Below are 25,700 nucleotides of genomic sequence, written 5' to 3'. Positions count from 1 at the left end.
TAGGAGTCTAAGAATAGATATTCGGTTAATCTTATTAATTTTGCACCATGCCCCATACGTTAACCATAGCCGTAGATTTTGACGGAACAATTGTAGAGAATAAGTATCCTGAGATAGGAAAACCAAAACTCTTTGCATTTGAAACGCTAAAAAAGCTGCAGGAAGATGGCCATAGGCTCATTTTATGGACATACAGAGCCGAAGATAAACTAGAGGAAGCCGTAAAGTTTTGCAAGAAAAATGGTATAACATTTTATGCAGTAAACAAAAGCTATCCCGAAGAAGTTTTGGACCAGACTATAAGTAGAAAAATCCTGGCCGATATTTTTATAGATGATAGGAATATTGGTGGCATGTGGGGATGGGGTGAAATATATCAAAGGTTAAAAGACCGAAGGATTTTTAGCGAACCCAAAAAACAAAAGAAGAAATTCGGATTTTTAGGCCGATTTTAAATAACGAATATGATAATCACCAAAACCCCTGAAGAAATTGAATTAATGCGGGAAAGCGCATTAATTGTGTCAAAAACCCTGGGAATGCTTGCACCCCATATTAAACCCGGCATTAGCACCTTAGAGCTTGATAAGATGGCAGAAGAATTTATTCGTGACCACGGTGCCGAACCGGGCTTTTTAGGAATGTACGATTTCCCAAATTCGCTTTGTATGAGCCCAAATGCCCAGGTAGTACATGGTATACCCAATGACACCCCTTTGCAGGAAGGCGATATTATTTCTATAGATTGTGGTGCTCTAAAAAACGGATTTTACGGTGACCATGCTTATACATTTGAAGTTGGTGAGGTAAAACAAGAAATAAAAGATCTCTTAAAAACTACTAAAGAATCACTTTATGTAGGAATAAGGGAGTTTAAAGCAGGAAACCGGGTAGGAGATGTTGGTTATGCCATTCAAAAGTACACAGAAGACCGTGGCTATGGTGTGGTAAGGGAATTGGTAGGGCACGGCCTTGGAGCTACCATGCATGAGGATCCTGAAATGCCAAACTATGGAAAACGCGGAAGAGGGAAAAAATTTGTGGAAGGAATGGTTGTAGCCATTGAACCTATGATAAACCTCGGAACCAAAAGAATTAAACAATTACCAGATGGCTGGACTATTTTAACAGCCGACAATAAAGCCAGTGCGCATTTTGAACATGATGTGGCGCTAGTAAATGGCAAACCACAATTATTATCTACCTTTGATTATATTTATGAAGCTTTAGGGATTGAAAGTGATGAAGAAGATGAGTTTAAAGCAAAAGCCCATGATAAAGAATTATAGGGGCGAAATATGGAAAAAACTCCATAAAGAAGAATGGCAGGATCGTTTTGTGTACGAAGTATCTAATTATGGAAGAATAATTAGCTACGTGCAATACCCGGAAGGAGAACTAATAAATGGAGGCCGCACCAATGGCTACACCAGCTTTTCTCCCAGACTGCAAAACGGAAAGCACAAAGCCTACTATTTACATCGTATTGTAGCTGAACTTTTTCTTACAAAAAAAGAAGAGCACAAATATGTAATTCATAAAAACTTTAAGAAAGACGACAATCGTGTAGAAAACCTGGCCTGGACCACGCCAGACGAATGGGTAAAACACCAGCATAACAGCCCATTGGTAAAAGAAAATAAACGAAAAAGAAAGTTACGTCAGGTAGTAACCTATTCTAAACTCACCTATGCCCAGGCAGTGGTTCTAAAAAAGAAACTTTTAGATCCTAAAAGAAAAACAAGAATTAAGGTATTGGCTAAGCAGTTTGGAGTTTCAGAAATGCAACTTTATCGTATAAAATCTGGTGAAAACTGGGGTGACATTAAAGTATAAACCGCTTTATAAATCTTTAAATGAGTAAACTTTTTAAAGTAGTTTTAAATACTGTACCCCGCCCTGTCCTAATAAAATTAAGCTATTGGGTAAAACCATTTTTTAAGTATTTGCTTCGCGGAAGTAAATATACCGATCCTATAGACGGCAAAAGCTTTTCTAAATTTTTGCCCTATGGGTATATCAAGCAGCGTGAAAATGTACTTTCCCCCTCTACCCTTTCCCTGGAAAGACACCGTCTACTTTGGCTTTATTTAAAAAATGAAACTAATTTTTTCAGTAAAGACTTTAAAGTCTTACATTTTGCACCCGAGCAGGCGTTTTATAAACGCTTTAGAAAGCTTAAAAACCTGGAATACACAACGACCGACTTAAATTCACCTTTAGCCGATGTAAAGGCAGATATTTGTGATTTACCTTTTAAAGAGAATGAATTTGATTTTATTCTCTGCAACCATGTTTTAGAACATATTCCAGACGATAACAGGGCCATGCAGGAACTTTACAGGGTCCTAAAACCGGGCGGAACAGCTATAATTCAAATTCCGCAGGATTTAAATCGGAAAAATACTTTTGAAGATAATTCTATTACTGATAGAGAAGAACGGGAACGTATTTTTGGGCAATACGATCACGTAAGAATTTACGGCAGAGACTATTTTGATAAATTAAGAAGCATTGGTTTTAAGGTTGAAGAAGTTGACTATACCAAACAATTATCTACTGAAACAATAGATAAATACCGTCTTGCCAAAGGAGAAGTTATTCCGGTTTGTTATAAAAATTAATCTTCTACCAAAGCTTCCTCAAATCCGTTTGAAGTAAAAACCCGAATACTTTCCGCATCATCTACATAAATAAAATACACATCTACATTATCAAGTTCTTCCAGCATTTCTAAAGATTTTTCATAGCCTAATGCCATAAAAGCGGTGGCGTAGCCATCGGCCAGGGTACAGTTTTCAGCAAGTACAGATGCGCTAAGCAAATTGCTTTTTTCAGCTTTGCCGTTTAAGGGATTTATAGTGTGTACATAGCGATTCCCCGTAAGACTGTCTATTCTGAATTTTCTATAGTTACCCGATGTTGCCATTGCCCTGTTATTTAAAGCCACTACGGTTTGCAAAGCACGTTTCTCCCCGGTTTGTTGTGGGTTATCTATAGCGACCATCCAGGGAGATTCTCGCTCTAGATTTTGCCCTTTGGCACCCAACTCTCCTCCAAGTTCAATAAGATAATTTTCCACGTTATTTGCATCCAAATATTCAGCAATAACATCTATGGTATATCCTTTGGCTATCGCATTAAAATCTATAAAAATTCGTGGATTTTCTTTTTTAATCCTGTTCGTCTCGGTTAAGCTTATCTTTTCAAAACCTACAAATTCCCTTATAGAATCTAAAACGGTCTGGTTTGGCTCATTTAGCGGCTTATCTGGCCCAAATCCATAAGCATTTACCAAACTACCCACCGTTGGATCAAAATAGCCCTTGCTTTCTTTAAAAATCTGTTTAGAATAGTTGAATACATTTTTGAAATGAACATCAACTTCCACATCTTCACCAGTATCATTAATACGGGAAATATCAGAATCACCCCGGTAGGTGCTCATTGAAACATTTATTACTTCAAAAATAGAATCTAAAGCCTTTTCGATATTAAAATTTTCCGAAGAAAAATATTTTACCTGGTAGCTTGTTCCAAGGGCATTTCCGGTATATGTATTTGCCTGGGGGGCCTTATTTTTACAGGAAATGAGTAGAAAAATAAGAAGTAAGGGAAAAATTACGTTTTTCATTTATAAAAAATTGAAGAAATAGAATGCCACGAATATGTTATATTAAATAGTGCGCATGATACGCTTAAATTTCCTGCCAGCCTTCATAATTAACCACATAAGCTTCGCCATGCATCACAGGTTTTTCATAATCGGCAGAATTGGCAAGCCCCACTCCTGCATAAAATGTTCTGGCTTTAAATTTTATAGCATGGTCTTTAATAGATTGCAGGAATGCCATATCATACTCTTTGGGGTTATGTGGGTATTCTATTGCACGAACAATTACAAAATGAAGTTTTTTGTTTTTTAAAGCGACGAATTGTGGGTCTTTTTGTATTTCACTATTCACCCCAAGAAATTCATAGCCCTGTTCTTCAAGTTCCTTACCCACAATATTCATTGCAAGATTATGTAACTCCTGATCATTTAATTTCGCCATAGTGCAAAAATAAAAAATCCCGCTGTAAAAAGCGGGATTCTGTTTTTATTAACCTCCAAAATCATCAAACCTGATGTTTTCCGGCGGCATTCCGAAATCTTCACCCATTTTCTGAACGGCTTTGTTCATTAACGGCGGTCCACAGAAGTATAATTCAATATCTTCCGGCTCTTCGTGATGACTTAAATAATTATCTATTACAACCTGGTGAATAAAGCCAACGAATCCATCTCCTTCATCATCCAAACTTTTCTTCACTTTCCAATTGTCTTCCTCCATAGGTTCAGAAAGCGCAAGGTAGAAACGGAAGTTCGGGAAATCTTTTTCCAAAGCTCTAAAGTGCTCTATATAGAATAATTCTCTCTTAGAACGCCCACCATACCAATAAGTAACTTTTCTACCGGTTTTAAGGGTACGGAACAAATGGTAAAGGTGAGAACGCATTGGCGCCATCCCGGCACCACCACCTACATAAAGCATTTCTGCCTCACTATGGTTAATAAAGAATTCTCCATAAGGACCAGAGATAATTACCTTGTCTCCTTTTTTCCTTGAGAAAATATAAGAAGAAGCTATCCCCGGGTTTACATCCATCCAAGTATCTTTTGCTCTATCCCATGGCGGCGTGGCTACACGTACGTTAAGCATAATCTCACGTCCTTCAGCTGGATAAGAAGCCATAGAATAAGCTCTTTCTACTGTTTCAGGGTTTTTCATTACCAGTGGACGAAGTTTAAATTTATTCCACTCTGCCTCAAACATATCTGGTGTATCGTGTTCTTCAGGGTGAGCAGTGATATCCATATCACTAAACTTAACCTCACACTTAGGAATTTCAATTTGAATATAACCACCGGCCTTATAATCCATATCTTCAGGAATTTCAACAACAAACTCCTTAATAAAAGATGCTACATTATAATTTCTAACTACGGTAGCTTCCCATTTTTTAATTCCGAATACTTCTTCCGGAATGGTGATTTTCATATCCTCTTTCACCTTTACCTGGCAACCCAATCGCCATCCCTGTGCGATTTCTTTACGGGTAAAATGTGGCTCTTCGGTAGGAAGGATAGCACCGCCACCTTCTTTTACGATACATTTACACTGTACACAGGTTCCACCACCACCACAGGCTGAAGGTAAAAATAGTTTATTATCTCCTAAAGTTGAAAGCAATGTTCCTCCAGAACCTACTTCCATATCTTTTTCCCCATTTACATTAATGGTTACCGGGCCCGAAGGTGCTAATTTCGCCTTTGCTCCCAGCAACACAGAAACCAAAATGAGTATCAATGCTAAAAATACTACTATACTTGCTATAATAACTGTCATAATCTTTCTTTTGCGATTATAATTTAATTCCCATAAAACTCATAAATCCTAGCGCCATAAGTCCGGTGATTATAAATGTAATCCCCAAACCTTTTAATGGAGCAGGCACATTAGAGTAGGCTATCTTCTCTCGAATAGCTGCAATACCAAGAATTGCCAGGAACCATCCAATTCCACTACCAAACCCATAGGTTACAGCTTCTGTTATAGCTCCAAAATCTTTTTGTTGCATAAAAAGCGAGCCTCCAAGAATAGCACAGTTTACAGCAATAAGAGGTAAGAAAATACCTAGAGCACCATATAAAGCAGGAGCGAATTTTTCAACAATCATCTCTACTAATTGTACCATAGAAGCAATTACAGCAATAAACATGATAAAGCTTAAAAAGCTAAGGTCTACATCGGCATATTCTGCACCAAGCCATTGCAAGGCTCCCGGTCTTAACAGGTAGTTATCCAGCAAGTAGTTAATTGGTACCGTAATAGTAAGTACGAAAATTACCGCCGCACCTAATCCAACAGCTGTTTTCACGGTTTTTGACACTGCTAAATAGGAACACATCCCTAAGAAGTAGGCAAAAATCATATTTTCTATGAAAATACTTCTAACAAATAAGTTTACTAATTCCATAATTTAATTTTATTAAAGCTGTTGTGCTTTTAGTTCTCTTCTATTAGTTTACGGTTTCTGGCTCGTTGTACCCAAATTAGCAATCCAACTACAATTAGTGCCATTGGGGAAAGTAACATAAGTCCGTTGTTTTCGTATCCTAAAGCGTATAAGCCTGTTGAATCAGCAAGCGTTGCTGCTTTATGTCCTAAAACCTCATAGCCAAATAACTTACCTGAACCTAAAAGTTCACGGAAAAATGCTACGATTATAAGAATTAAACCATAACCTGCGGCATTCCCTACACCATCAAGGAAAGATTTGTAAACTCCGTTTCCTAAGGCAAAGGCCTCCAAACGTCCCATCACAATACAGTTGGTAATAATAAGCCCAATAAATACCGAAAGCTGTTTACTTACATCATAAGCATAAGCTTTAAGTACCTGGTCTACCAAAACCACCAGTGATGCCACTACCACAAGTTGCACAATAATTCTAATTCTACTTGGAATTAAGTTACGCAGCATAGAAACAATAATGTTACTAAATGCCATTACAAATACCACGGCAATAGACATAACCACAGCCGGTTCTAATTGTACTGTAATTGCCAATGCCGAACAAATACCCAATACCTGTACTGTAATTGGGTTGTTATCGTCTAAAGGATCTGACAATAATTTTCTATTACCTTTAGAAAGGAAATGTTCTTTCTCTTCTGAACTAGATAGAAAAAGGATCATATCTTTCTTCTTGGCTTCCTTCGCTTCTGAAATATTTTTTTTCTCTGTAGCCATAATTACTTAGTTGCAACTTTAATTTCTGTTTGCTGTTTGAAGTAAGGCAGATAACGTTGAAGTCTTTCAGAAATCATATCAGATACTCCGTCTCCGGTAATCGTAGCCCCAGAGATAGCATCTACCTTATTATCGTCTTTATCTGAAGGATCTATATCCCCTTTTACAACAGATACACCAATTAAATTACCATTACTATCAAAAATTTTCTCGTTTGTAAAACTCTCTTTAAACCATTCTTTGGTAATTTCTGCACCTAGACCCGGAGTTTCACCAAGGTGATCGAACGTAGCACCTTTAATGGTGTTTACATCGTCTTTTAAAGAAATATATCCAAAGATAGCATTCCAAAGTCCGTTACCTCTTAAAGGAACGATATAATATTTAGATCCTTCGTAATTTGCGATATATAACGGATAGTTTTGTTCCTCTACAGGTCGTTTCAGCTCTTTGGCCAAATCTACCGTAAAAGCATCTACATCTTCTTTTACCTCTCCATTTTGATCCAGGGTTAATGCTTCAGTAATATATTGATTGTAAAGCTCTTCAGCTCCTGCTCTATCGGTTTCAACTCCAATAGTAGCTAGAATACTTTGCATTTTTTCCTGGCGAACGTTCTCTTTTTGAATAGGCTGGAGCGAGGTAGCTGTAAAAGCCAGTACCGAAGCTACAACCAACACCATAATCACTGCAAAAAGAAACGTATAACCGTTACTATTTGTCTTATTTACTGATTTTTCTTCCATAACTAAACTGCTGTTTTTACCTGTGTCTTAGCGGATTCAATTCTCTTTTTTCTACGTTTGATATTCGACTGAATTACGTAGTGATCTATCGTTGGCGCAAATACGTTCATTAACAAGATTCCCAACATTACCCCTTCTGGGTATGCAGGGTTAAACACCCTAATCATAACCGAAAGAAAACCTATTAAAAACCCATAAATCCATTTTCCTTTCATAGTCTGCGCAGCCGACACAGGGTCTGTAGCCATAAACACAATACCAAATGCAAGACCACCAATAATTAAATGACCGTACCAAGGAAAGTTTGTAAGCTCATTACCTGCAACCCCCATTGAAGGAAGGGCGTTGAATATTAGTCCCATAACCGCTGCACCAATAAACGCACTTAATATAATTCTCCAGCTTCCTACTTTTGTTAATATTAAAAGCAATGCTCCTAAAAGAATAAAAAGTGTTGAAGTCTCAGCCACCGATCCCGGAATAAACCCATAGAACATATCCATCATGCTATAACTTGCATTTTCCCCGGCAGCTAAACTACCAAGAATTGTTTCTCCCGAAATAGCATCTACGGTACTTGCTTCGCTAACCCAAACCTGGTTACCAGACATATAAGTTGGGTAAGCAAAAAAGGCAAAGGCCCTTGCTGTAAGTGCCGGGTTAAGAATATTCATCCCAGTACCTCCAAATGCTTCCTTACCAACAAGAACTGCAAATACTACAGACAATGCCAACATCCAAAGTGGAAAATCTACAGGCATAATCATTGGTATTAGCAATCCTGTTACCAGATAACCTTCGTTTACCTCATGCCCTCTAAAGATTGCAAAAGCAAACTCGATACCTAATCCAACCGCATACGAAACAACGATCATAGGTACGATTTTCAATGCCCCGTGAGCAAATGCGTCCCAAAAGGTAAAATCACCACCTAATTGAGTGAAGTGTTGGTAACCTGCATTCCACATCCCAAAAATAAGCGCTGGAATAAGGGCAAGCACCACAGTAATCATAGTACGTTTTAAATCTACTGCGTCACGAATATGAGCTCCTTTTTGCGTAGTATGATTTGGGGTAAATAAGAAAGTATCGATAGCATTTACTGCAGGCGCATACTTCTCATATTTTTTCCCTGGCGCAAAAGGCTCTTTTATTTTATCTAATTTTTGTCTAATCCATTCCATAATTCTACTGCTTTTTAACCTACTTCAGTAATCATTAAATCCAAACCAAGACGAATCACATCCTGAATTTCTATCTTGGACGTATTCACATACTCTACTAAAGCAAAATCTTCCGGAGCTACTTCGTAAATCCCAAGATTTTCCATCTTTTCAATATCACCGGCCATACAGGCTTTAATTAGCTGCATAGGATAAATATCCATAGGCAAAACCTCTTCCATTTCACCGGTTACCACAAGTGCTCTTTCCTCTCCATTCAAATTGGTAGTAGGCTTAAACTTCCTGTTTGGAAACAACCATGACAAAGACGTTTTTGAATTTGAGTGTATATTGTTATAGGTAAATGGCAACCAACCAAAGGCCCTATACTTATTCCCTTCCGGAATAAGTGTTACTTCGTTCGAAAAGAAACCTATGTGTTGATTATAGGCTATTTTTAATCCGGTAAGGACATTCCCAGAGATAATACGTACATCTTCATCAACCTTTTGAATAAGATCCGAAACTTCAGCTCCAATTTTTGTTGAAAAATACTTACGATTAGTAGCTTCACTACCTGTTACGGCAACGGTTCTATCAGCAATATAATTTCCTGTTAGAAAAACATTACCTATTATACTCACATCTTCAGGTTTTACAGTCCAAACCCTATCCCCTTGATTAATTGGGTCTATTTCATGAATTTGAACTCCAACATTTCCTGCAGGATGTGGTCCTTTTACATTATGCAGCTCAACCCCTTCAATATCCTTTAAATATTGAGCAGAACTGGCATCTACTCCCAGATGCACTTTACCCGGCGTTAGCTTTTTAAGCGCATTTATACCTTCCTGAAAAGCAGCTAACCTGTCTTTTAAAATAAAGCCCCAATCTGGAGCTAAAGGGGCAGTGCTTACCGCAGAAATAAAGATAGCTTTTGGCGTATCTTTAGGATCAGCTACGATATCGTAAGGCCGTTGATTAATAAATGCACCACAACCACTTTCTAAAATGCGTTGTTTTACAGCTTCAGCATCAGATGAAGCAGCGTCCATTTTTCCAAAATCTTTGTAAGTGTCTTCCGGATCGGCCTCTATAATTACTTCCATGATTTTACGCTTTTCACCACGCTTAATTTGCTTAAGCACGCCACTTACAGGACTGGTAAAACGTAATTCATCGGTGTATTTTGAGAAGAAAAGTTCATCGCCGGCGAGGACCTTAGCCCCTTCTTTTAAAACCATTTTTGGTACCAAAGCGTGAAAATCTGGCGGTTTAATTGCGTAGGTTTTAGACCTTGGAGCTTTTACAAGCTCTTTTTCCGCTTCCCCTTCTAATCTTAGAGATAATCCTCTTTTAATTCGAATGCCTTTTGACATAGGATGGAGTGTATGTTAAAAATTTTTGTTTTGAGTGGTGCAAATTTAGGAATTTAAACCACACTTTTCCCATGAAACCAAAGATTTTTAAGCATTTAAAACTGTTAAAGTGAAATGTTAAAAATTATAGAATAATATTTGTACTTACATTTGTGCAGATTCTATTTTAATGAAAACTACTCTATCAGTCTTATTCCTACTCATTACACCACTGGCAATAACCGCCCAGGTTGCACAGGAAACGCTTCCACCAAACTATATTAGAAGTATTCAACTATCAGGACAGGACAAAAACACCTATGGAAACCCTGTCTTAAAATTGGGAGAGTCTTTAATTTTAGAGTTTGATGATATTATTGGTGATGAAGCCGATTATTATTACACCATAGAACATTTTAATTACGACTGGTCCCCCACGCAATTAGCAAAAAGCGAATATTTACAGGGTTTTGACGATATAAGAATTTTTAACTACCTAAATTCCTACAACACGCTTCAGGCATTTTCCCATTACAAGCTAGAGATCCCTAATGACGATACCAGGGGTTTTAAAGTAAGCGGAAATTACATGATCAAAATCTTTAACAGTGAGAAAGAGTTGGTTTTTTCCAGGAAATTTATGGTTTACGAAAATTTAGCCCAGGCCAAAATCAATCTTAGACGCTCAAGAAACCTGGAGTTTATAAACGAAAAACAAGTAGTAAATTTCACTATTGAATCTCCGGACTTACTACTTAAAAACCCAGAAAACAATGTAAAAGTCCTTATTACCAAAAACCACAACTTAAAAACAGCAATTAAAGACATTGAGCCCCAATACACCATAGGCAATGATCTGGTATACCGCTACGATGCCAAAACTGCGTTTTGGGGCGGCAATGAATATATTCAGTTTGACAATAAAGAACTAAGGGCCTCTACCGCAGATATTAGCCAGGTTGCATTAAAAGATTTGTATCATCATTATTTATTTACAGATCGTACCAGGTCTAACGAACCTTACACCTACAACCCCGATATTAACGGCCAATTTCTAATAAGAAGCATCCCGGCAGAAAACCCTTCCATTGAAGCCGAATATGTTTGGGTACATTTTAAACTTGAAAATTACTCAGAGTTAAACAGAGGTGAAGTTCATATTTATGGAGCTTTTAATAATTTTAATTTAGACAAAAGTACTCGCCTTACTTACAACAAAAATTCTGATCTTTACGAAGGCGCAAGACTTTTTAAACAAGGATTTTACAATTACAAATATGTCTTAAAACGCACTGACGGAACAATTGATGAAGGTTTCTTTAGCGGTAATTTTGATGAAACCGAAAACTCCTATCAGGTTTTGATTTATTATCGAAGCCCGGGCGCCAGATACGACCGATTAATAGGCACAGCAACAGCGAATTCTACCTCAATTACAAATTAAGAGCCTAACCAACTCAACTCCTCATAAAAAATGGCAAGCAATAGATTTGATCTTAAATATAGGGGCACCAAATGTTTAAACTGTGAATTCCCATTAGATAAAAGTGATAGGTATTGCCCAAATTGCGGACAATCAAATAGCACCAAAAAATTAAAATTCGACGATTTTTTTTCTGAATTTTTTTCAGGTCTACTAGCTTACGATTCCCGCTTTCAAAGAACTTTACGGGTATTACTATTTTCCCCGGGAAAAATCTCAAAAGACTATATTAGAGGAAAGCGAATGTGCTACGCAAACCCTTTCCGATTCTACTTAAGTTCCTCGATTATTTTCTTTTTAATTTGGGGTTTCACTAATTCTTTTGACAACATTCAACCAATCCCTGATGCCGATGAAGTTGCCCGGGAAATTGAAAAAGATAGTATAGATGCAAATATACCCAAACTCGTAGCCACCCCTATGGGCAACCTGAATTTAGACTCAATTACCCAGAAACAAAAACAACGAAATTTAAAATCCTATAAAGAAATTTATGTCCCTTCCGGAGAACTGGACACCCTGAGTTATTTGAAAGCAGGAAATAAAAAATTCAACATCTTTTCGCGGTTTTATAAAGAAAAATCTATAAGAAGTGCAGAAACTGCCATGGACAGCCTTTCTTATCCACAAACAAATTACAATCATTGGTTATACAAAAAAGCAGTAGACTGGAACACTGTAAAAAACAATCCCGGACTATTCTTTAATTACTTTGTCAACAAATTACCTTTTATCATCTTCTTTTACTTACCGGTATTCGCATTATTCATCTGGCTCTTATATGTAAGAAGGCCTTTTAATTATATGGAGCATTTAATTTTTGCTTTTCATGTACAAACCACCTTTTTTATAGTTTATGCCCTGGCGTTATTATTGGATTATGTTTCCGGGAACTGGGCATTTACTGTTGCAAACCTGATTTTCCCCTTCTATTTATACAAGGCGATGCGTAATTTTTATGAACAAAGGCGTGTTAAAACCATTGTAAAGTTCGCACTCCTAAACTTTATATTTTTTATTTTAGCAGGAGTTGCAACAATTATTTCGATACTGGCATCTTTTGCAATTTATTAATTATGGTTCAACAAGTTACAAGAGGAATAAAGATTTCGGTTAAAACCAACTTTGAAGGCACTCTATTAAGAAGCCCAGACTCTCGTTTTGCTTTTTCTTATCATATCACCATAGAAAATCAAAGTAACGACTCAGTGCAATTAACTTCTCGCTTTTGGGAAATAAAAGACGCCCTAAATCATACCGAAATTGTAAAAGGCGAAGGAGTTATAGGCCAAAAACCGGTTTTAAAGCCCGGTGAATCACACACCTACCAAAGCGGCTGCCTTCTAAACTCACCATTTGGTTCTATGAGCGGATATTACAATATGGTAAGCTTCACTTCAACCCAAAAATTTAAAGTAAAAATCCCAACCTTTAAATTAAGCGCTCCTTTTGCTGTAAATTAAAGTCCCTGAAATTCTTTAATTTCAAGCCGATTTTTCTCGAGATCTTCATATTTAAAAGTCAACTTCCCTGGCATAAATTCTATTTGAGAGATACTTTTGGTCTTCACAAACCCCCTATCCATAATTAAACCCACCTCTTTATTATTCTCTCCTGCAGCATGATGAAAGTCCCATATATTTTTAGCTGAAAGATTTTGCCTGTTCTGAAAGTCTTCAAACCAGGTCTTACGAAGATCTTTCATTTCCGAAGTATATAATGGAGATGAAGACCAAATTTGTGGTTTTAAAGGTAATTTCTTAAAATTCTTCTGGCTGGCATCCCACACAAATTCAGCAAAAAATAATTCTGAAGACCAATCTACTATCACTACTGTAAAAGGCTCTATATCTTTTAAATTATAGTCTTGTATTTCACTTTCAATATTACCGGCAACAAGCCAATCTATTAGGACCAACCCCCTACTCTTTCTGTAGTAATTTTGCCGTTTATGCGAAACATAACCTCCATTCATTAGGCATAAAACCCTTCTTCTCTGGCTTATACCAATCCAACTACCACCAGCTACCGCATCTTCAGGAAAAAGCAATTTCTGGTCTGCCAGGGTTTTAAATTTCGGCATATACGTTTCTCTTTTACTGGCTTCATCCCTATTAGATGTTAAAACAAAGCCATTTTTATTTCTAAAATGCGGCGTAATACTAATTGTGCACATAAATTTTTCTTAATAAAATTACTGCTTTCACTAAAATAGTTAAGCTTTCTTAAATGCTCATTTAGAGTAATTAAAAATCACCTATTTTTTTTAACTTTAGACACACAAAATTTAAAAATCCAAAAAATACAAAATAACTATGGGAAAAGGTTTTTTTCACGTTCCAAAAGCGATTAACGAACCAGTAAAATCTTATGCTCCGTGCACCCCGGAAAGGGAAGAAGTTTTACTCACTTATAAAGATCTTTGGAACGCTAACACAGAAGTTCCTCTATATATTGGATCTGAGGAAATTAAAACCGGAGATACCAAAACCATTAATCCTCCTCACGATCATCAACACCAGGCAGGTACTTACCATCTAGCCCAAAAGAAGCATGTTGAAAAAGCTATTGAAGAAGCACTGGAAGCCAGAAAGAAATGGGCAAAACTTGAATGGGAGCAACGTGCTGCCGTTTTCTTAAAAGCAGCCGATCTTATCTCGGGACCATATAGGCAAAAAATGAATGCCGCAACTATGATTGGCCAGTCAAAAAATATTTACCAGGCCGAAATCGATTCAGCTGCAGAAATTTGCGACTTTTTACGCTTCAATGTAGAGTTTATGAGCGAACTTTATAATGAACAACCAATTTCTTCTGATGGTAACTGGAACCGCGTAGAATATAGACCTCTTGAAGGCTTTGTATATGCTATCACTCCATTTAACTTTACAGCTATCGCCGGAAACCTTCCTTCCAGTGCTGCGCTTATGGGAAATGTAACGGTTTGGAAGCCTAGTGATAGCCAGATGCTTTCTGCACAGATATTGATGGAAGTTTTTAAAGAAGCCGGTGTTCCCGACGGAGTTATCAATATGGTTAACGGAGATCCGGAAATGGTAACCGATACTGTTCTTGCCAGCCCAGATTTTGCCGGAATTCATTTTACCGGAAGCACCGATGTCTTTAAAGGTATTTGGGAAAAAGTTGGAAAAAATATTAGAAACTATAAATCTTATCCAAGAATTGTAGGAGAAACAGGAGGAAAAGATTTTATCCTTGCTCATCCAACTGCTAATCCAAAACAAGTTGCAACCGCTATTTCCCGAGGTGCATTTGAATACCAGGGGCAAAAATGTAGTGCTGCTTCAAGGGTTTACCTTCCTAAAAGCCTTTGGCCAGAGATAAAGGATTTTGTTGTAGAGGATGTAGAATCTTTTAAAATGGGATCCCCAGAGGATATGAGCAACTTTATCAATGCAGTTATACACGAGGCTTCATTTGATAAACTCGCAAGTTATATTGATAAAGCTAAAAAAGACGAAAAAGCCGAGATTGTGGTTGGTGGAAATTACGACAAATCTAAAGGGTATTTTATCGAACCAACTGTAATTCTAACCACAGATCCGCATTATACCACCATGGAAACCGAACTTTTTGGTCCGGTTGTAACCATCTATGTGTATGACGACAAGAACTTTGACGATAAAAAATGGGTAGATATTTGTGAAACTGTAGATAACACAAGTATGTATGCGCTTACAGGAGCAATTATATCAGGAGACCGTTATGCCGCCGCAAAGGCAACCGACCTACTGCAAAATGCTGCCGGTAACTTCTACATTAATGACAAACCCACAGGAGCGGTTGTTGGCCAACAGCCCTTTGGAGGTGCAAGATCCAGCGGAACTAACGACAAGGCAGGCTCTAAAATGAACCTGATGAGATGGATTTCTGTGAGGCTCATTAAAGAAACTTTTGTTCCGGCCACCGATTACAGATATCCTTTTATGGGAGAATAATTTGTAAGAAATATAGTTCACCAATTAAGAGTCGCAGCAAATAATGTTGCGACTCTTTTTTTTAGTTTTTTTTCAAACTTTCTAAACTACAAATACCAACTAAAGGACATAAAAAAATAATATATACATACAATTAACATAATTTTTAATCATATTGAAATCATTTTAACGAATTAAAGAACCCTTCACCGAATTAAAAGAAAATACTGCAGCAAATATTGTATTTTAAATAAATAATTGTCTTTGCACCAGGTAGTTACCCCATTTATTACCTTTTTAAATTACCCCTACGTAATTACTATTGCTCTAAAACATTACTATTATGGGAGGAAAACTACTTTCTTATTTACTGCTAATATTTTCTATTTTTTTCTTTTCGGAAAATGGATTTTCGCAGGCATGCCCTGGTTCGGTTAGTATAAGTGTAGCCGAAGGTAGAACTATTTGCGAAAACACCCAGGTTACTTTTAACTCCTCTGTAACCGGAGGTACCGGATTAATATATCAGTGGCAAATTAACCAAACTAATGTTGGGACTGGCCAGGCAAGCTTTAGCACCTCTACGCTTCAAGATAACGACGAGGTGAGACTTATAGTTACCTCCACCGATGATGCAAATTGCGAAATCATAACGCAGCCTATTGAAATGACAGTGAATAGTACCAGGGAAGGCAGTGTAACTATTAAGGCGGATGCAAATCCCGTTTGCCCTGGTGAAGCTATAAATTTTAGCATCGTGAGTATTACCGAAGCCGGAACCAATCCTGTTTACGATTGGCGGGTAAATAATTCCAGTGCGGGCAATAGCGCAAGTTTTGGCGCAGTATTGAGCGCGGGAGATCAGGTTCAGTTATTTGTCACTTCCAGTAATCCCTGTACGGCAGATTTTTTCAGTAATCAAATTACTATTTCCGAAAAACCGTCCTCACCAGATACGCCCGGCACGATAACCGGAGAAAACCTTGTTTGCCCCGGTGTTTCTGAAACTTATAGTATTAATCCTGTAAATAATGCTATTTCCTATCAATGGGAATTACCCGGTGGCTGGAGCGGTTCCAGTTCAAGTACCTCTATTACTCTTACCACAGGAACGAACACCGGAACCATAAAAGTAATTGCAATAGGGGAATGCGGCAATACCGAACAAAGCATTACAGTTAATGTTGAACAAGGTACTCCTGCACAACCGACTGCTATTAGCGGCAATAGTACCGTATGCCCCAATACATCGGAAACATACAGTATTGCAGCTGTTGATGATGCAACCGAATATGTATGGAACTTCCCTTCAGCCTGGAATATTCCGGAGCAGACAACTACAACGCCAGAAACAAGCATTACCACAGGGAATTCGGGAACTGGCAATATTACGGTAGCTGCCAGGAACTCATGTGGCACCAGTAGTACACAAAATCTAGCAGTATCGGTTAAACCCGGCACCCCTGGCCAACCGGGAATTATTAGTGGTAACACTTCAGTTTGTCCCAATACCTCAGAAACTTACAGTATTACCGCTATTAATGATGCAACCGAATATGTATGGAACTTTCCGACCGGCTGGAATATTTCTGAACAAATAACTACTTCACCACAAATTAGCATTACAACAGGAACTACCGGGAATGGGAATATTACAGTAGCCGCCAGAAACTCCTGTGGCACAAGCGGCACACAAAATCTTGCGGTAGAAGTAAAAAATGCTGCTCCAACCAGCGTAGGCCCCATTAACATTACTTATTCAAATTCCAACAATGTAATTTGTCCGGGAGATCAAATAGAACTATCTGTCACACAACTTCCTGAAGCAGAAGCATACACCTGGAGTATTCCTTCGGGATGGAGTTTTATTGGAGACCAAACAGGCAATAGTATAACCGTAAATGCCGGTAATTATGGACAAAACGGTAATGTTAGCGTAATACCGGAAAACTCCTGCGGACAAGGCTCTGCAAGCACACTAAACCTTAATATAGATGAACCGGCTCCCGAAATAGGATCTGCAGTAATAAACGGTCCCGAAGTGGTTTGTTCCAGTAGCACACAATTAGAATACAGCATTCCTATAATAAATCACGCTACCTCTTATGAATGGTCATTACCCTCAGGTTGGAGTGTTACTTCGGGAGCAAACACCAATATTATTCAAGTAAATGCTTCGGAAACTTCAGGAAACATAGAAGTTTTTGCCACTAATAATTGTGGCGAAAGTTCAATTATTTCAAAATATGTACAATCTGTAACTGCTGCACCTACAAAACCTTTAGCTATAACATCTTCTTTACCAAGTACAGCAATATGCCCACCATTAAACAATGTAGAATTCTCTATTCCTTCGGTGAGCAATGCCAGTGAATATCTTTGGACCTTACCCAATGGTTGGGAAATTATAAACGGAACGGGAACTACAAATATTACTGTAAATATTACCGCGAATGCAAATTATAGTGCAAACGAAAGCGTTTCGGTACAAGCTTTAAATATTTGCGGAGCAAGCGCGAGTGAAACAATTACAGGAATAGCCATCGACGAATATGTAATTACCGATCTTGGCGAAGATATGGTTTTATGCAGTCTAAATAACACAGTCACTATTGATGCCTATGTAGCCTTCGGTTCTAAAAACGCTAAATTAAAAATAGATAGGATTGAGACTTCTTCGGGGGCGCTAATTACCCCGCCAACGGGAAAAGTAAATAACTTTATAATTGAGTACATTCCTACCGCTGCCGATATAAGCAACGGGCAGGTTAGCATTAGTTTAACTACCGAGAAGCCGGGTGGTGCATGTAATGCAGGTGAAGACGAAATGACTATATTTTTTAAGGAAGACCCTCAGGCTTCTTTTACTACCACAAGTCAGGATATTTGCGAAAACACCAGTACACAAATTAGCCTAACAGGAACACCCGGCACCCGAATTACTTATACCGAAAACGGAACTTCAAAAGCTATAGATCTCGACTCGAGCGGAGAAGCCAGTATAATTACGAACAATTTAACTTCTTCTACTACGTTTCAATTAATAAGCGCGCAATACCTGGAAGAACCTTTATGTGAAAAATCACTTTCAGGAACACACGAAATAGTTGTTAACCCGGTTCCCTATGCCGAACTGGTTTACCCTCAAACTTCATTTTGTGAAGACGATACTGAATCTAAACAGGTAACACTAGAAAATGAGGTTGGCGCAACAGCGAACGGAAGCTTTTCGGCCTCACCATCCGGCTTGATTATTAATGCAACTACCGGAGCGATAGATCCCGGCAGTAGCAATCCCGGCGATTATGTGGTTACTTATACAATTCCGGCTTCACTTGGTTGCGAAAGCCTTGAGTTATCTACTAATATAAGCATAACAGCAGTACCAACGGCAAGTTTAAGCTACGAAAACAACGCTTTTTGCACTTCTGATACAGCAAATAAACCGGTAACTTTAAGCGGCACTGGAAATTATGAAAATGGAACTTTTTCAGCAGGAACAGGACTGCAAATAGATGCAGGAACCGGAACGATTACCCCATCTAACAGCGATCCGGGCACTTATACAATTACCTATACTACACCGGCCGGTGGTGGTTGTAATACCTACGAATACTCTACTGAAATAACCATAACAGAAGTACCTAACCCTACAATTACTTATGCGGCAACCGAATTTTGTAATTCACAAACAACTCCTATTGAAGTTGTATTAACCGGAAACAGTAATAGTTTAGGAGGAACCTATACTTCTCAGGCAGGTTTGGACATTAATCCCACTTCGGGAGCCGTTAATCCACAAAACAGTACTCCCGGCACCTACACCATTAGCTATGAGACCAATGCTGTGAATGGTTGCTTACCTGTTTCTACTGAAACCACGCTCACAATTACAGCATTACCCTACACCGAAATAAGCTACAATGGTCCTTTTTGCACTTCGGAAACCGAGATAAAAGAAGTGATTTTCAATAATATGCTTGGAAATTATCAAGGTGGGACTTTCTCTGCAAATTCTACCGGGCTCTCCATAAATTCCCAAACCGGAGCCATTGATCCCAGCCAAAGCCAGCCCGGAGAATATATTGTTGAATATCTTATTGCCGCAAAAGCCGGTTGCGAAGCAGTAAATTTCAATACTACTGTAAATATCACAGAAGTACCTTATGCCAACTTTAATTACGACAATGCTGCGCTTTGTAATTCTGAAACTCAGGATCAAGCGGTAGTTTTTACAGAAACACCAGGTGAATATCAAAATGGAACTTTTTCCGGTACCACTGGCCTGGCTATAGATAGTAATGGAACGATAAATCCTGCAGCCAGCACACCCGGACCTCATACCGTAACCTATACAATTGCGGCTGCAAATTCCTGCGAACAAGTACAGGAAAGCCTTGATATTGTAATAGCTAAAAAACCCGAAATCACATCTCAACCTTTTAACGTTGGCGTGTGTAGCACCCAACCAAGTGAACTTAGCGTAACTGCTACCGGAGACAACCTGCAATATCAATGGTACCAGGACGGTACGCCAGTAAGTGGAGCAACATCAGCCACCTTAAGCTTTAGCAATACCACCTCTGTTCATGCAGGAGAATATTACGTGGTAGTAACAGGAGCTACATCCTGTTCAACTGTAACTTCTAACACAGTTAGCATAAATGTAGATGAAGACATTTTTATTCAGGAACCTGTTTCTGAAGTTCCAATTTGTGGTGATGGTTTTTCAGAAGCTAATATGCAATTTATCGCCAGTGCCAATGGCGCTCCATTAACATTCACCTGGTATAAAGGAAATACACCGGTAAATGAATCGGATCCCAATATTAGTATTACAATCTCAGAACAAAACGGCACCTACACCGGCATACTGGAAATTATCAATGTTACTACCGCATACAATGGCGATTATTTTGTAGAAATTCAGGGTCCTTCAGAATTTACCTGTGCTACCGCAGTTTCTAACCCATTTCAATTACGCCTTAATGAGATCCCTGAACCACCAACAGTACAGGATTTTGAATATTGTCAATTTGAAGACGCACCCGCACTAACGGTAGTTAATGGCAGCAAGCTCACCTGGTATGCATCAGAAAGTGGGAATGATGCTTTTGCCGCCCCTCCAGTACCTAATACCAATACACCGGGAGAAACTATTTACTGGGTAACCCAAACCCCCGATGTATGTGAAAGTGAACGGGTAGCAGTTAGTGTGAACATTAAAGAGAAACCCTTAACTCCAGAAACTACGGCACTTTTGGAATATTGTGAAGGCGAAACAGCAAATGCCTTAGAAGCCAGTTCTACCAATGGAGCAATTTTAAATTGGTATGATAAAGATAATAATGCGTTGGCAGCAGCTCCCACTCCTGCGACTACAACCCCCGGGACTTATCTTTACTACGTTTCCCAAAGCCTTGATGCCTGTGAGAGTGATAAAGTAGAAATTACTGTTATTATTCACGAGTTACCAGAAGTTAGCATAAGCACTTCAGACACTATAGTCTGTGCAAGCGAGCCTGTAAACTTATCCGCAACTGGAGCTAACACATATATTTGGCTCAATGAGGCTAATGAAGAGATTGGTAATACTGCTTCTATTAATATAAACCCGGAAACTTCAACCAGCTATACAGTAATAGGCACAGGAACCGGAAATTGCGCTACCGAAGCTGAAATTACTATCATTGTAGACCAGCCCTCCAATGCCGGTACAATTTCGGGAGCCACGAGCGTATGTACAGGCAATAATTCAGGCGAAATTTCGGTTACCGGAATAACAGGAGAGGTTGTTCGTTGGGAGTATTCTGAAGATAACGAAGTTACCTGGCAAACAATAGACCAGGAAGCTTCTGAAATATCAACAAGTTATACTTATGAAAATCTTAGTCTCAGCACATCATTTAGAGCGGTGGTGAAGAATGGTGTTTGTGACGAAGACATTTCAGAAAGCGTTAATATTCAGGTAGATGAATATCCTGTTGGAGGTGAATTGAATTTTAGGGGGTATGACCGATTATATACAACCTGTCAAAATCCAGACTTTGTAGAAGACCTTATTCTTTCAGGCCATACAGGCGAAGTTGTAGCCTGGAAATACAGAACCGCACAGGGATCTTTTAAAACCATAGCCGGGGAGACCGGCACAAGCCTGCCTGCTGCTGTTATAGGAAGTTTATTGAGCAACGAAACCTTAATTTTTCAGGCAGAAATTATAAATGGCGCTTGCAACGACCCGGTAAACAGCCAAACTGCTATTTTAAGTGTTATTTCATCAAATATAGAACCGGCTCCGGTAAGTGTTAGCGAAAACCTTATCTGCTTAGGAGAAGAAGTCACCTTAACTGCAGATTCCGGCTATCAATCTGGAGATGGTGTAAATGATAGCGGCAATTTCGATAATGCATCTATAGATCAACATGGTTGGAGGGTTATAAACACCAATGGAATAGAAGAAAATTTTGAAACCAGTGCCAGTAATGTAAGGCCAAATGTATGGAAAAGAGTTACACCCCGGGAATTTATTACCACTAACCTAACTTCTCCTTACAATACATCCTTACAATTATTTGATCACGGACTAACAGACCAAAATAAAGGTTTTGCTATTGTGTCCGGGAATAATAGTTCTACATTGGAAACCAATGTTTTTGCTTTAGATGGGATGGATTCCGGTATTCTAACTTTTGACCAGGCTTATAATCTTACCCCCGGGGCTTCCATTGAAGTATTGATTTCTACCAATGGTGGAGCTGCAGGCAGTTATACACAGTTATACAGCAACAACAACGATCCTTCAAGCGGAAATTATACCGATTTTGCTTCCGGCACGCCTATTAGCCGACCTGAAAACAAAATAGAAATTGATTTAGGTAATTATATTGGTCAAAATAACCTAAGAATTATGTTTAGGTTTACAGGGGCTAGAGATGGAGATGTTTGGGCTGTAGATAACATCATATTGCCGGATGGCCCACAGGATGTAGGTGTTATATGGGAAGACACTACCAATCCTGAAACTCCGGTAGTGATTGGAACAAATTTTTCAGAACAATGGACCCCTACCGAAATTGGATGGAATGTTTCTGTAATAACTACTACATTAGAGTATACAGGGGGGTCGTGTCCAACCGCCAGAAACGATGAAGAAATTAAGGTTTTTGTGTTCGACCAATACACAACCAGCGTTACTGTCGAAACCATCAATTGCGGGTCATATTCGGCACAGTTAACTGCTGCAGTTAGCAGTGTTACCCAGGGTATCATTACATCTTACCCCACTAAAGACGGTTATATTGGTAAATGGAAGGTGGAAGGGCCGGATGAAAATTTCGAATTTTATAATGTCGATCCGAATAACACGAGCAACCCTGTAAACAACCCTAATGCAATTTTCACCTCAAATTCCCAAAGTACTGAAAACTACACCTTTAGATGGATTCTAGAACCCACCGAAACCGATGAAAATGGAAACTTAATTGAAAACCAAAATTGTTTGCCTATTTATGAACCACTGGAAATTGCCTTTGAACCTTGCATAGCCCTGGATTTTGACGGACTTGATGATTATGTGGATTTAGGGGAAACCTATATCGGAAATTACAGCCTGGAAGCCTGGATTCGCCCTCAAAGTTTACAGGGTACCATTTTAAGCGGGCCTAATTTTGAAATTAATATGGAAGATTTACCGGCAGGGATTATGCCCAATACGCGATGGTACCATATTGCTGTAGCGAATAACAGGCTTTATATAGATGGAATTGACATCGGTAATTTTAACCCTGGTAGTAGTGGTGCAAGAACATTGATTGGAGCAAGGTGGAATAATGGAGCTGCCGAAAATCACTTTGAAGGTTGGATTGAAGAAGTACGTATTTGGAGCACTAACCTAAGTATAAATCAGATAAGGTTTATGATGAACCAACGCCTATACAATAATGGTACACAAATGGGCGTGGAAATTCCTATGAATGTTCCCGGCGGATTAAGGTTTAGCAATCTTGCAGGCTATTATCAGCTTCTAGCCGATCCAGTTTTATTAACCGATGGAACTACGGATGACCTTGCAAATAGCTCGATACCCGGCAGGCTGGTTAATATGGAGACTTTACAGGAAAACACCGCTCCTCTGCCCTATACTTCAAGGATTGATGGCCAAACCTGGGGCACAGATAACACCTGGACTCAATTTGATGTTTGGGATGCACCAAACAGTACCGGTATAAATGGAAATCCTATTAACTGGAATATTGTTAGAACCTCACATGATATTGATTCGGGAAATAAAGACATTACTGTATTAGGTTTAAAATCAGAAGTGGGAACCTTAGACATTTTTAATCCCTCAGGCCCACATAATGAAACCAATTCGGGACAATATATAAGAGTAAGTCATTATTTAAAATTAGACGGTATTATAGATCTTACCGGAGAATCCCAATTAGTTCAGGATATTGGTAGTATTGTAGATGCAGGCAGTTCGGGCTATCTGGAACGCGATCAACAGGGTACCGCCAACAGCTATAACTATAACTACTGGAGTTTTCCTGTTAGTGCAGGAGCTTCTAATAGCGGCGGATCCATTAAAGCTATTCTAAAAGATGGCACCGATTCCAACAATGCGCAGAATATATCCTTTGCTTACGATCATACTTATGCCGATAACTATAATTATGCTACCGGCCCAAAGCGAATTAGCGCCTATTGGCTTTTTAAATTCTTTGGCACCGCCAATATTTATGCTGAATGGCAATGGATAGGCGAAAATGGCCAGCTTAATGCAGGAGATGGATTTACCATGAAAGGCACTTCAGGGGCAGTATCGCTTTCAACACCCCAAAATTATATCTTTAGGGGACTTCCTAATAATGGGCCTGTAGGCGGTGTGAGTATTGGAGCGAATCAAAATCGCTTAATTGGAAATCCATATCCGTCGGCCCTTGATGCAAAACAATTTATTTTAGATAATTTAGACAAAAATGTAGTGCCAAATGCTACAAATACCCAAAATATATTTAATGGAGCCCTCTATTTTTGGGATCATTTTGGTGACGAAAACACGCATATTTTAAGGGAATATATTGGAGGTTATGCTACCATTAATCTTTCAGGAGCGGTACAATCGGCTTCTTCAGTAGATGAACGTATTAATAACGATGGTTCGGTAGGAAATAAGAAACCCGGGCAATTTGTTCCGGTTGGCCAGGGATTCTTTATCAATACGGTATTAGATCCAGCAATTGCCAATGGTATAACTATAAGTGGAGGTACTATTAACTATAATAATGGACAAAGAGCTTTTGTTACCGAAATAGATCCGAAAGATTCACAATTTCTTAAACCTATTTATCCTACTAAAGAGAAAAATAAACTAACCAAAAAAGATACGAGGTACAAAATTAGACTAAACTTCCTTTCGCCTCTTGGCTATCAAAGACAGATTCTGGTAACTGCCGATGCAAATACCACCAATGGTTTTGACCTGGGTTACGATGCGCTCTTAATAGATGACATACCAGAAGATATGTACTGGCTTATTCAAGACAATGAATTTGTTATTCAGGCAGTACCTAACTTCAATATTGACCAGGTATTACCATTAGGCATTAAAATAAAAAAAGAAGGTGAGTTTAGTATTGAAATTGGTGAACTGGAAAATTATCCCGACTCACAATCGGTATTCCTAAAAGATAAGCTAAGCGACAGCATTCACGATCTTAGAACAGGCGCTTACCTGGCAAGTTCAACACCTGGAATATTTAAGGATAGGCTCGAAATAATTTTTAAAGGCAAAGAAGATTCGGAAAACCCAAGTAATCCTTCTATTACAACTAACCTTGATTTTGGTTACAACCATAATACAAGGGAACTCAAAATTTACAATCCCGATCTTATTGATATTTCTGAGGTACTTTTATTCGACCTACGTGGAAAACTTATTCAAGGTTTTAAGAATATACCTAATGAAAAGCAGCACACAATTACTATCAAACCTATGCATTCAAGTATCTACATTGTAAAGCTGGTTACCGAAAATGGAAATAGGAATAAGAAGTTTATCATGGAATAAGAAAGTAATTTCTTACATTGCCATTTATCAGGTTAAAAAAACCTCCTTTTAACTGGTTTTTAGACTCTTAAATAATATTTTTTTGCTTAAATTCTTGTTAAAGTAGATTTTTTATGTGTAATTTTACCTCTTGTAACAATTAG

General features: G+C 38.5%; 18 protein-coding genes. 9 read left to right on the top strand and 9 right to left on the bottom strand.

From position 1 onward, the window contains the following. The first annotated feature begins 47 nt into the window (after positions 1 to 47). Genes I6U50_RS06060 through I6U50_RS06045 form a run of 4 tightly spaced genes read left to right on the top strand, consistent with a single transcriptional unit; the run spans position 48 to position 2,624 of the window. A complete protein-coding gene (locus I6U50_RS06060) occupies positions 48 to 455 on the top strand; it encodes a BT0820 family HAD-type phosphatase (protein WP_198638187.1) in 408 nt (135 codons plus the stop codon). 9 nt (positions 456 to 464) lie between these two features. Next, entirely contained in the window at positions 465 to 1,289 is an 825-nt protein-coding gene (gene map / locus I6U50_RS06055; RefSeq protein ID WP_198629408.1) for a type I methionyl aminopeptidase, read from the top strand. Continuing rightward, positions 1,273 to 1,836 (top strand): HNH endonuclease, encoded by a 564-nt coding sequence (locus I6U50_RS06050; RefSeq protein ID WP_198638186.1) that lies wholly within the window; start codon positions 1,273 to 1,275, stop codon positions 1,834 to 1,836. Before map ends, I6U50_RS06050 begins: the two co-directional genes overlap by 17 nt. 20 nt (positions 1,837 to 1,856) lie before the next feature. Next, positions 1,857 to 2,624 (top strand): class I SAM-dependent methyltransferase, encoded by a 768-nt coding sequence (locus tag I6U50_RS06045; RefSeq protein ID WP_198638185.1) that lies wholly within the window; start codon positions 1,857 to 1,859, stop codon positions 2,622 to 2,624. Here the strand turns inward: I6U50_RS06045 and I6U50_RS06040 are convergent. From I6U50_RS06040 to I6U50_RS06005, 8 genes are all read right to left on the bottom strand, one after another. Beyond that, on the bottom strand, positions 2,621 to 3,634 hold the full coding sequence (locus I6U50_RS06040; RefSeq protein WP_198638184.1) for an FAD:protein FMN transferase: 1,014 nt from the start codon (positions 3,632 to 3,634) through the stop codon (positions 2,621 to 2,623). The genes I6U50_RS06045 and I6U50_RS06040 overlap by 4 nt on opposite strands. A gap of 64 nt (positions 3,635 to 3,698) precedes the next feature. Beyond that, complete coding sequence (locus I6U50_RS06035) at positions 3,699 to 4,055, bottom strand: Na(+)-translocating NADH-quinone reductase subunit F (RefSeq protein ID WP_193711540.1); 357 nt, start codon at positions 4,053 to 4,055, stop codon at positions 3,699 to 3,701. A 48-nt stretch (positions 4,056 to 4,103) separates the two neighbouring features. Beyond that, on the bottom strand, positions 4,104 to 5,390 hold the full coding sequence (gene nqrF / locus I6U50_RS06030; protein ID WP_198638183.1) for an NADH:ubiquinone reductase (Na(+)-transporting) subunit F: 1,287 nt from the start codon (positions 5,388 to 5,390) through the stop codon (positions 4,104 to 4,106). Between the two features lie 16 nt (positions 5,391 to 5,406). Further along, positions 5,407 to 6,021: an NADH:ubiquinone reductase (Na(+)-transporting) subunit E gene (nqrE, locus tag I6U50_RS06025; protein ID WP_193711542.1), complete on the bottom strand. Its 615-nt coding sequence runs from the start codon at positions 6,019 to 6,021 to the stop codon at positions 5,407 to 5,409. Positions 6,022 to 6,050: 29 nt separating this feature from the next. Beyond that, entirely contained in the window at positions 6,051 to 6,797 is a 747-nt protein-coding gene (locus I6U50_RS06020) for an NADH:ubiquinone reductase (Na(+)-transporting) subunit D (RefSeq protein WP_193711543.1), read from the bottom strand. A gap of 2 nt (positions 6,798 to 6,799) precedes the next feature. Then, positions 6,800 to 7,543: a Na(+)-translocating NADH-quinone reductase subunit C gene (locus I6U50_RS06015; protein ID WP_193711544.1), complete on the bottom strand. Its 744-nt coding sequence runs from the start codon at positions 7,541 to 7,543 to the stop codon at positions 6,800 to 6,802. A gap of 2 nt (positions 7,544 to 7,545) precedes the next feature. Next, entirely contained in the window at positions 7,546 to 8,727 is a 1,182-nt protein-coding gene (locus tag I6U50_RS06010; RefSeq protein ID WP_193711545.1) for an NADH:ubiquinone reductase (Na(+)-transporting) subunit B, read from the bottom strand. Positions 8,728 to 8,741: 14 nt separating this feature from the next. Continuing rightward, the gene (locus tag I6U50_RS06005) at positions 8,742 to 10,085 is read right to left on the bottom strand and encodes a Na(+)-translocating NADH-quinone reductase subunit A (protein WP_198638182.1); all 1,344 of its coding nucleotides are present in this window, start codon (positions 10,083 to 10,085) and stop codon (positions 8,742 to 8,744) included. A 169-nt stretch (positions 10,086 to 10,254) separates the two neighbouring features. On the opposite strand from I6U50_RS06005, the gene I6U50_RS06000 reads away from it, so the two are divergent. Genes I6U50_RS06000 through apaG form a run of 3 tightly spaced genes read left to right on the top strand, consistent with a single transcriptional unit; the run spans position 10,255 to position 13,010 of the window. Further along, on the top strand, positions 10,255 to 11,508 hold the full coding sequence (locus tag I6U50_RS06000) for a type IX secretion system plug protein (RefSeq protein ID WP_198638181.1): 1,254 nt from the start codon (positions 10,255 to 10,257) through the stop codon (positions 11,506 to 11,508). 30 nt (positions 11,509 to 11,538) lie between these two features. Further along, positions 11,539 to 12,621 (top strand): DUF3667 domain-containing protein, encoded by a 1,083-nt coding sequence (locus I6U50_RS05995; RefSeq protein WP_193711548.1) that lies wholly within the window; start codon positions 11,539 to 11,541, stop codon positions 12,619 to 12,621. 2 nt (positions 12,622 to 12,623) lie between these two features. Further along, positions 12,624 to 13,010 carry a Co2+/Mg2+ efflux protein ApaG gene (gene apaG, locus I6U50_RS05990; protein WP_193711549.1) on the top strand — a complete coding sequence of 129 codons (387 nt, stop codon included), beginning with the start codon at positions 12,624 to 12,626 and terminating at the stop codon, positions 13,008 to 13,010. Here apaG and I6U50_RS05985 read toward each other — a convergent pair. After that, positions 13,007 to 13,723, bottom strand: a complete 717-nt coding sequence (locus I6U50_RS05985) for an NRDE family protein (protein WP_198638180.1) — start codon at positions 13,721 to 13,723, stop codon at positions 13,007 to 13,009. The two genes, apaG and I6U50_RS05985, sit on opposite strands and share 4 nt — an antisense overlap. Before the next feature lie 139 nt (positions 13,724 to 13,862). Between I6U50_RS05985 and pruA the strand changes: the two genes are divergently transcribed. Beyond that, on the top strand, positions 13,863 to 15,506 hold the full coding sequence (pruA, locus tag I6U50_RS05980; protein WP_198638179.1) for an L-glutamate gamma-semialdehyde dehydrogenase: 1,644 nt from the start codon (positions 13,863 to 13,865) through the stop codon (positions 15,504 to 15,506). A gap of 322 nt (positions 15,507 to 15,828) precedes the next feature. Next, complete coding sequence (locus I6U50_RS05975; protein ID WP_198638178.1) at positions 15,829 to 25,557, top strand: T9SS type A sorting domain-containing protein; 9,729 nt, start codon at positions 15,829 to 15,831, stop codon at positions 25,555 to 25,557. The last annotated feature ends 143 nt before the right edge of the window (positions 25,558 to 25,700 follow it).

It is taken from the genome of Salegentibacter maritimus (assembly GCF_016236975.1).
GTDB classification, from domain to species: domain Bacteria; phylum Bacteroidota; class Bacteroidia; order Flavobacteriales; family Flavobacteriaceae; genus Salegentibacter; species Salegentibacter maritimus.
Note: the sequence above shows the minus strand (reverse complement) of the source record. Positions and strands in the feature narration are given on the sequence as shown.

Excerpts from the sequence above, each read along its gene's own strand:
- I6U50_RS06060 (WP_198638187.1), top strand. The coding sequence starts at position 48 with ATGCCCCATACGTTAACCATAGCCGTAGATTTTGACGGAACAATTGTA.
- map (WP_198629408.1), top strand. The coding sequence starts at position 465 with ATGATAATCACCAAAACCCCTGAAGAAATTGAATTAATGCGGGAAAGC.
- I6U50_RS06050 (WP_198638186.1), top strand. The coding sequence starts at position 1,273 with ATGATAAAGAATTATAGGGGCGAAATATGGAAAAAACTCCATAAAGAA.
- I6U50_RS06045 (WP_198638185.1), top strand. The coding sequence starts at position 1,857 with ATGAGTAAACTTTTTAAAGTAGTTTTAAATACTGTACCCCGCCCTGTC.
- I6U50_RS06040 (WP_198638184.1), bottom strand. The coding sequence starts at position 3,634 with ATGAAAAACGTAATTTTTCCCTTACTTCTTATTTTTCTACTCATTTCC.
- I6U50_RS06035 (WP_193711540.1), bottom strand. The coding sequence starts at position 4,055 with ATGGCGAAATTAAATGATCAGGAGTTACATAATCTTGCAATGAATATT.
- nqrF (WP_198638183.1), bottom strand. The coding sequence starts at position 5,390 with ATGACAGTTATTATAGCAAGTATAGTAGTATTTTTAGCATTGATACTC.
- nqrE (WP_193711542.1), bottom strand. The coding sequence starts at position 6,021 with ATGGAATTAGTAAACTTATTTGTTAGAAGTATTTTCATAGAAAATATG.
- I6U50_RS06020 (WP_193711543.1), bottom strand. The coding sequence starts at position 6,797 with ATGGCTACAGAGAAAAAAAATATTTCAGAAGCGAAGGAAGCCAAGAAG.
- I6U50_RS06015 (WP_193711544.1), bottom strand. The coding sequence starts at position 7,543 with ATGGAAGAAAAATCAGTAAATAAGACAAATAGTAACGGTTATACGTTT.
- I6U50_RS06010 (WP_193711545.1), bottom strand. The coding sequence starts at position 8,727 with ATGGAATGGATTAGACAAAAATTAGATAAAATAAAAGAGCCTTTTGCG.
- I6U50_RS06005 (WP_198638182.1), bottom strand. The coding sequence starts at position 10,085 with ATGTCAAAAGGCATTCGAATTAAAAGAGGATTATCTCTAAGATTAGAA.
- I6U50_RS06000 (WP_198638181.1), top strand. The coding sequence starts at position 10,255 with ATGAAAACTACTCTATCAGTCTTATTCCTACTCATTACACCACTGGCA.
- I6U50_RS05995 (WP_193711548.1), top strand. The coding sequence starts at position 11,539 with ATGGCAAGCAATAGATTTGATCTTAAATATAGGGGCACCAAATGTTTA.
- apaG (WP_193711549.1), top strand. The coding sequence starts at position 12,624 with ATGGTTCAACAAGTTACAAGAGGAATAAAGATTTCGGTTAAAACCAAC.
- I6U50_RS05985 (WP_198638180.1), bottom strand. The coding sequence starts at position 13,723 with ATGTGCACAATTAGTATTACGCCGCATTTTAGAAATAAAAATGGCTTT.
- pruA (WP_198638179.1), top strand. The coding sequence starts at position 13,863 with ATGGGAAAAGGTTTTTTTCACGTTCCAAAAGCGATTAACGAACCAGTA.
- I6U50_RS05975 (WP_198638178.1), top strand. The coding sequence starts at position 15,829 with ATGGGAGGAAAACTACTTTCTTATTTACTGCTAATATTTTCTATTTTT.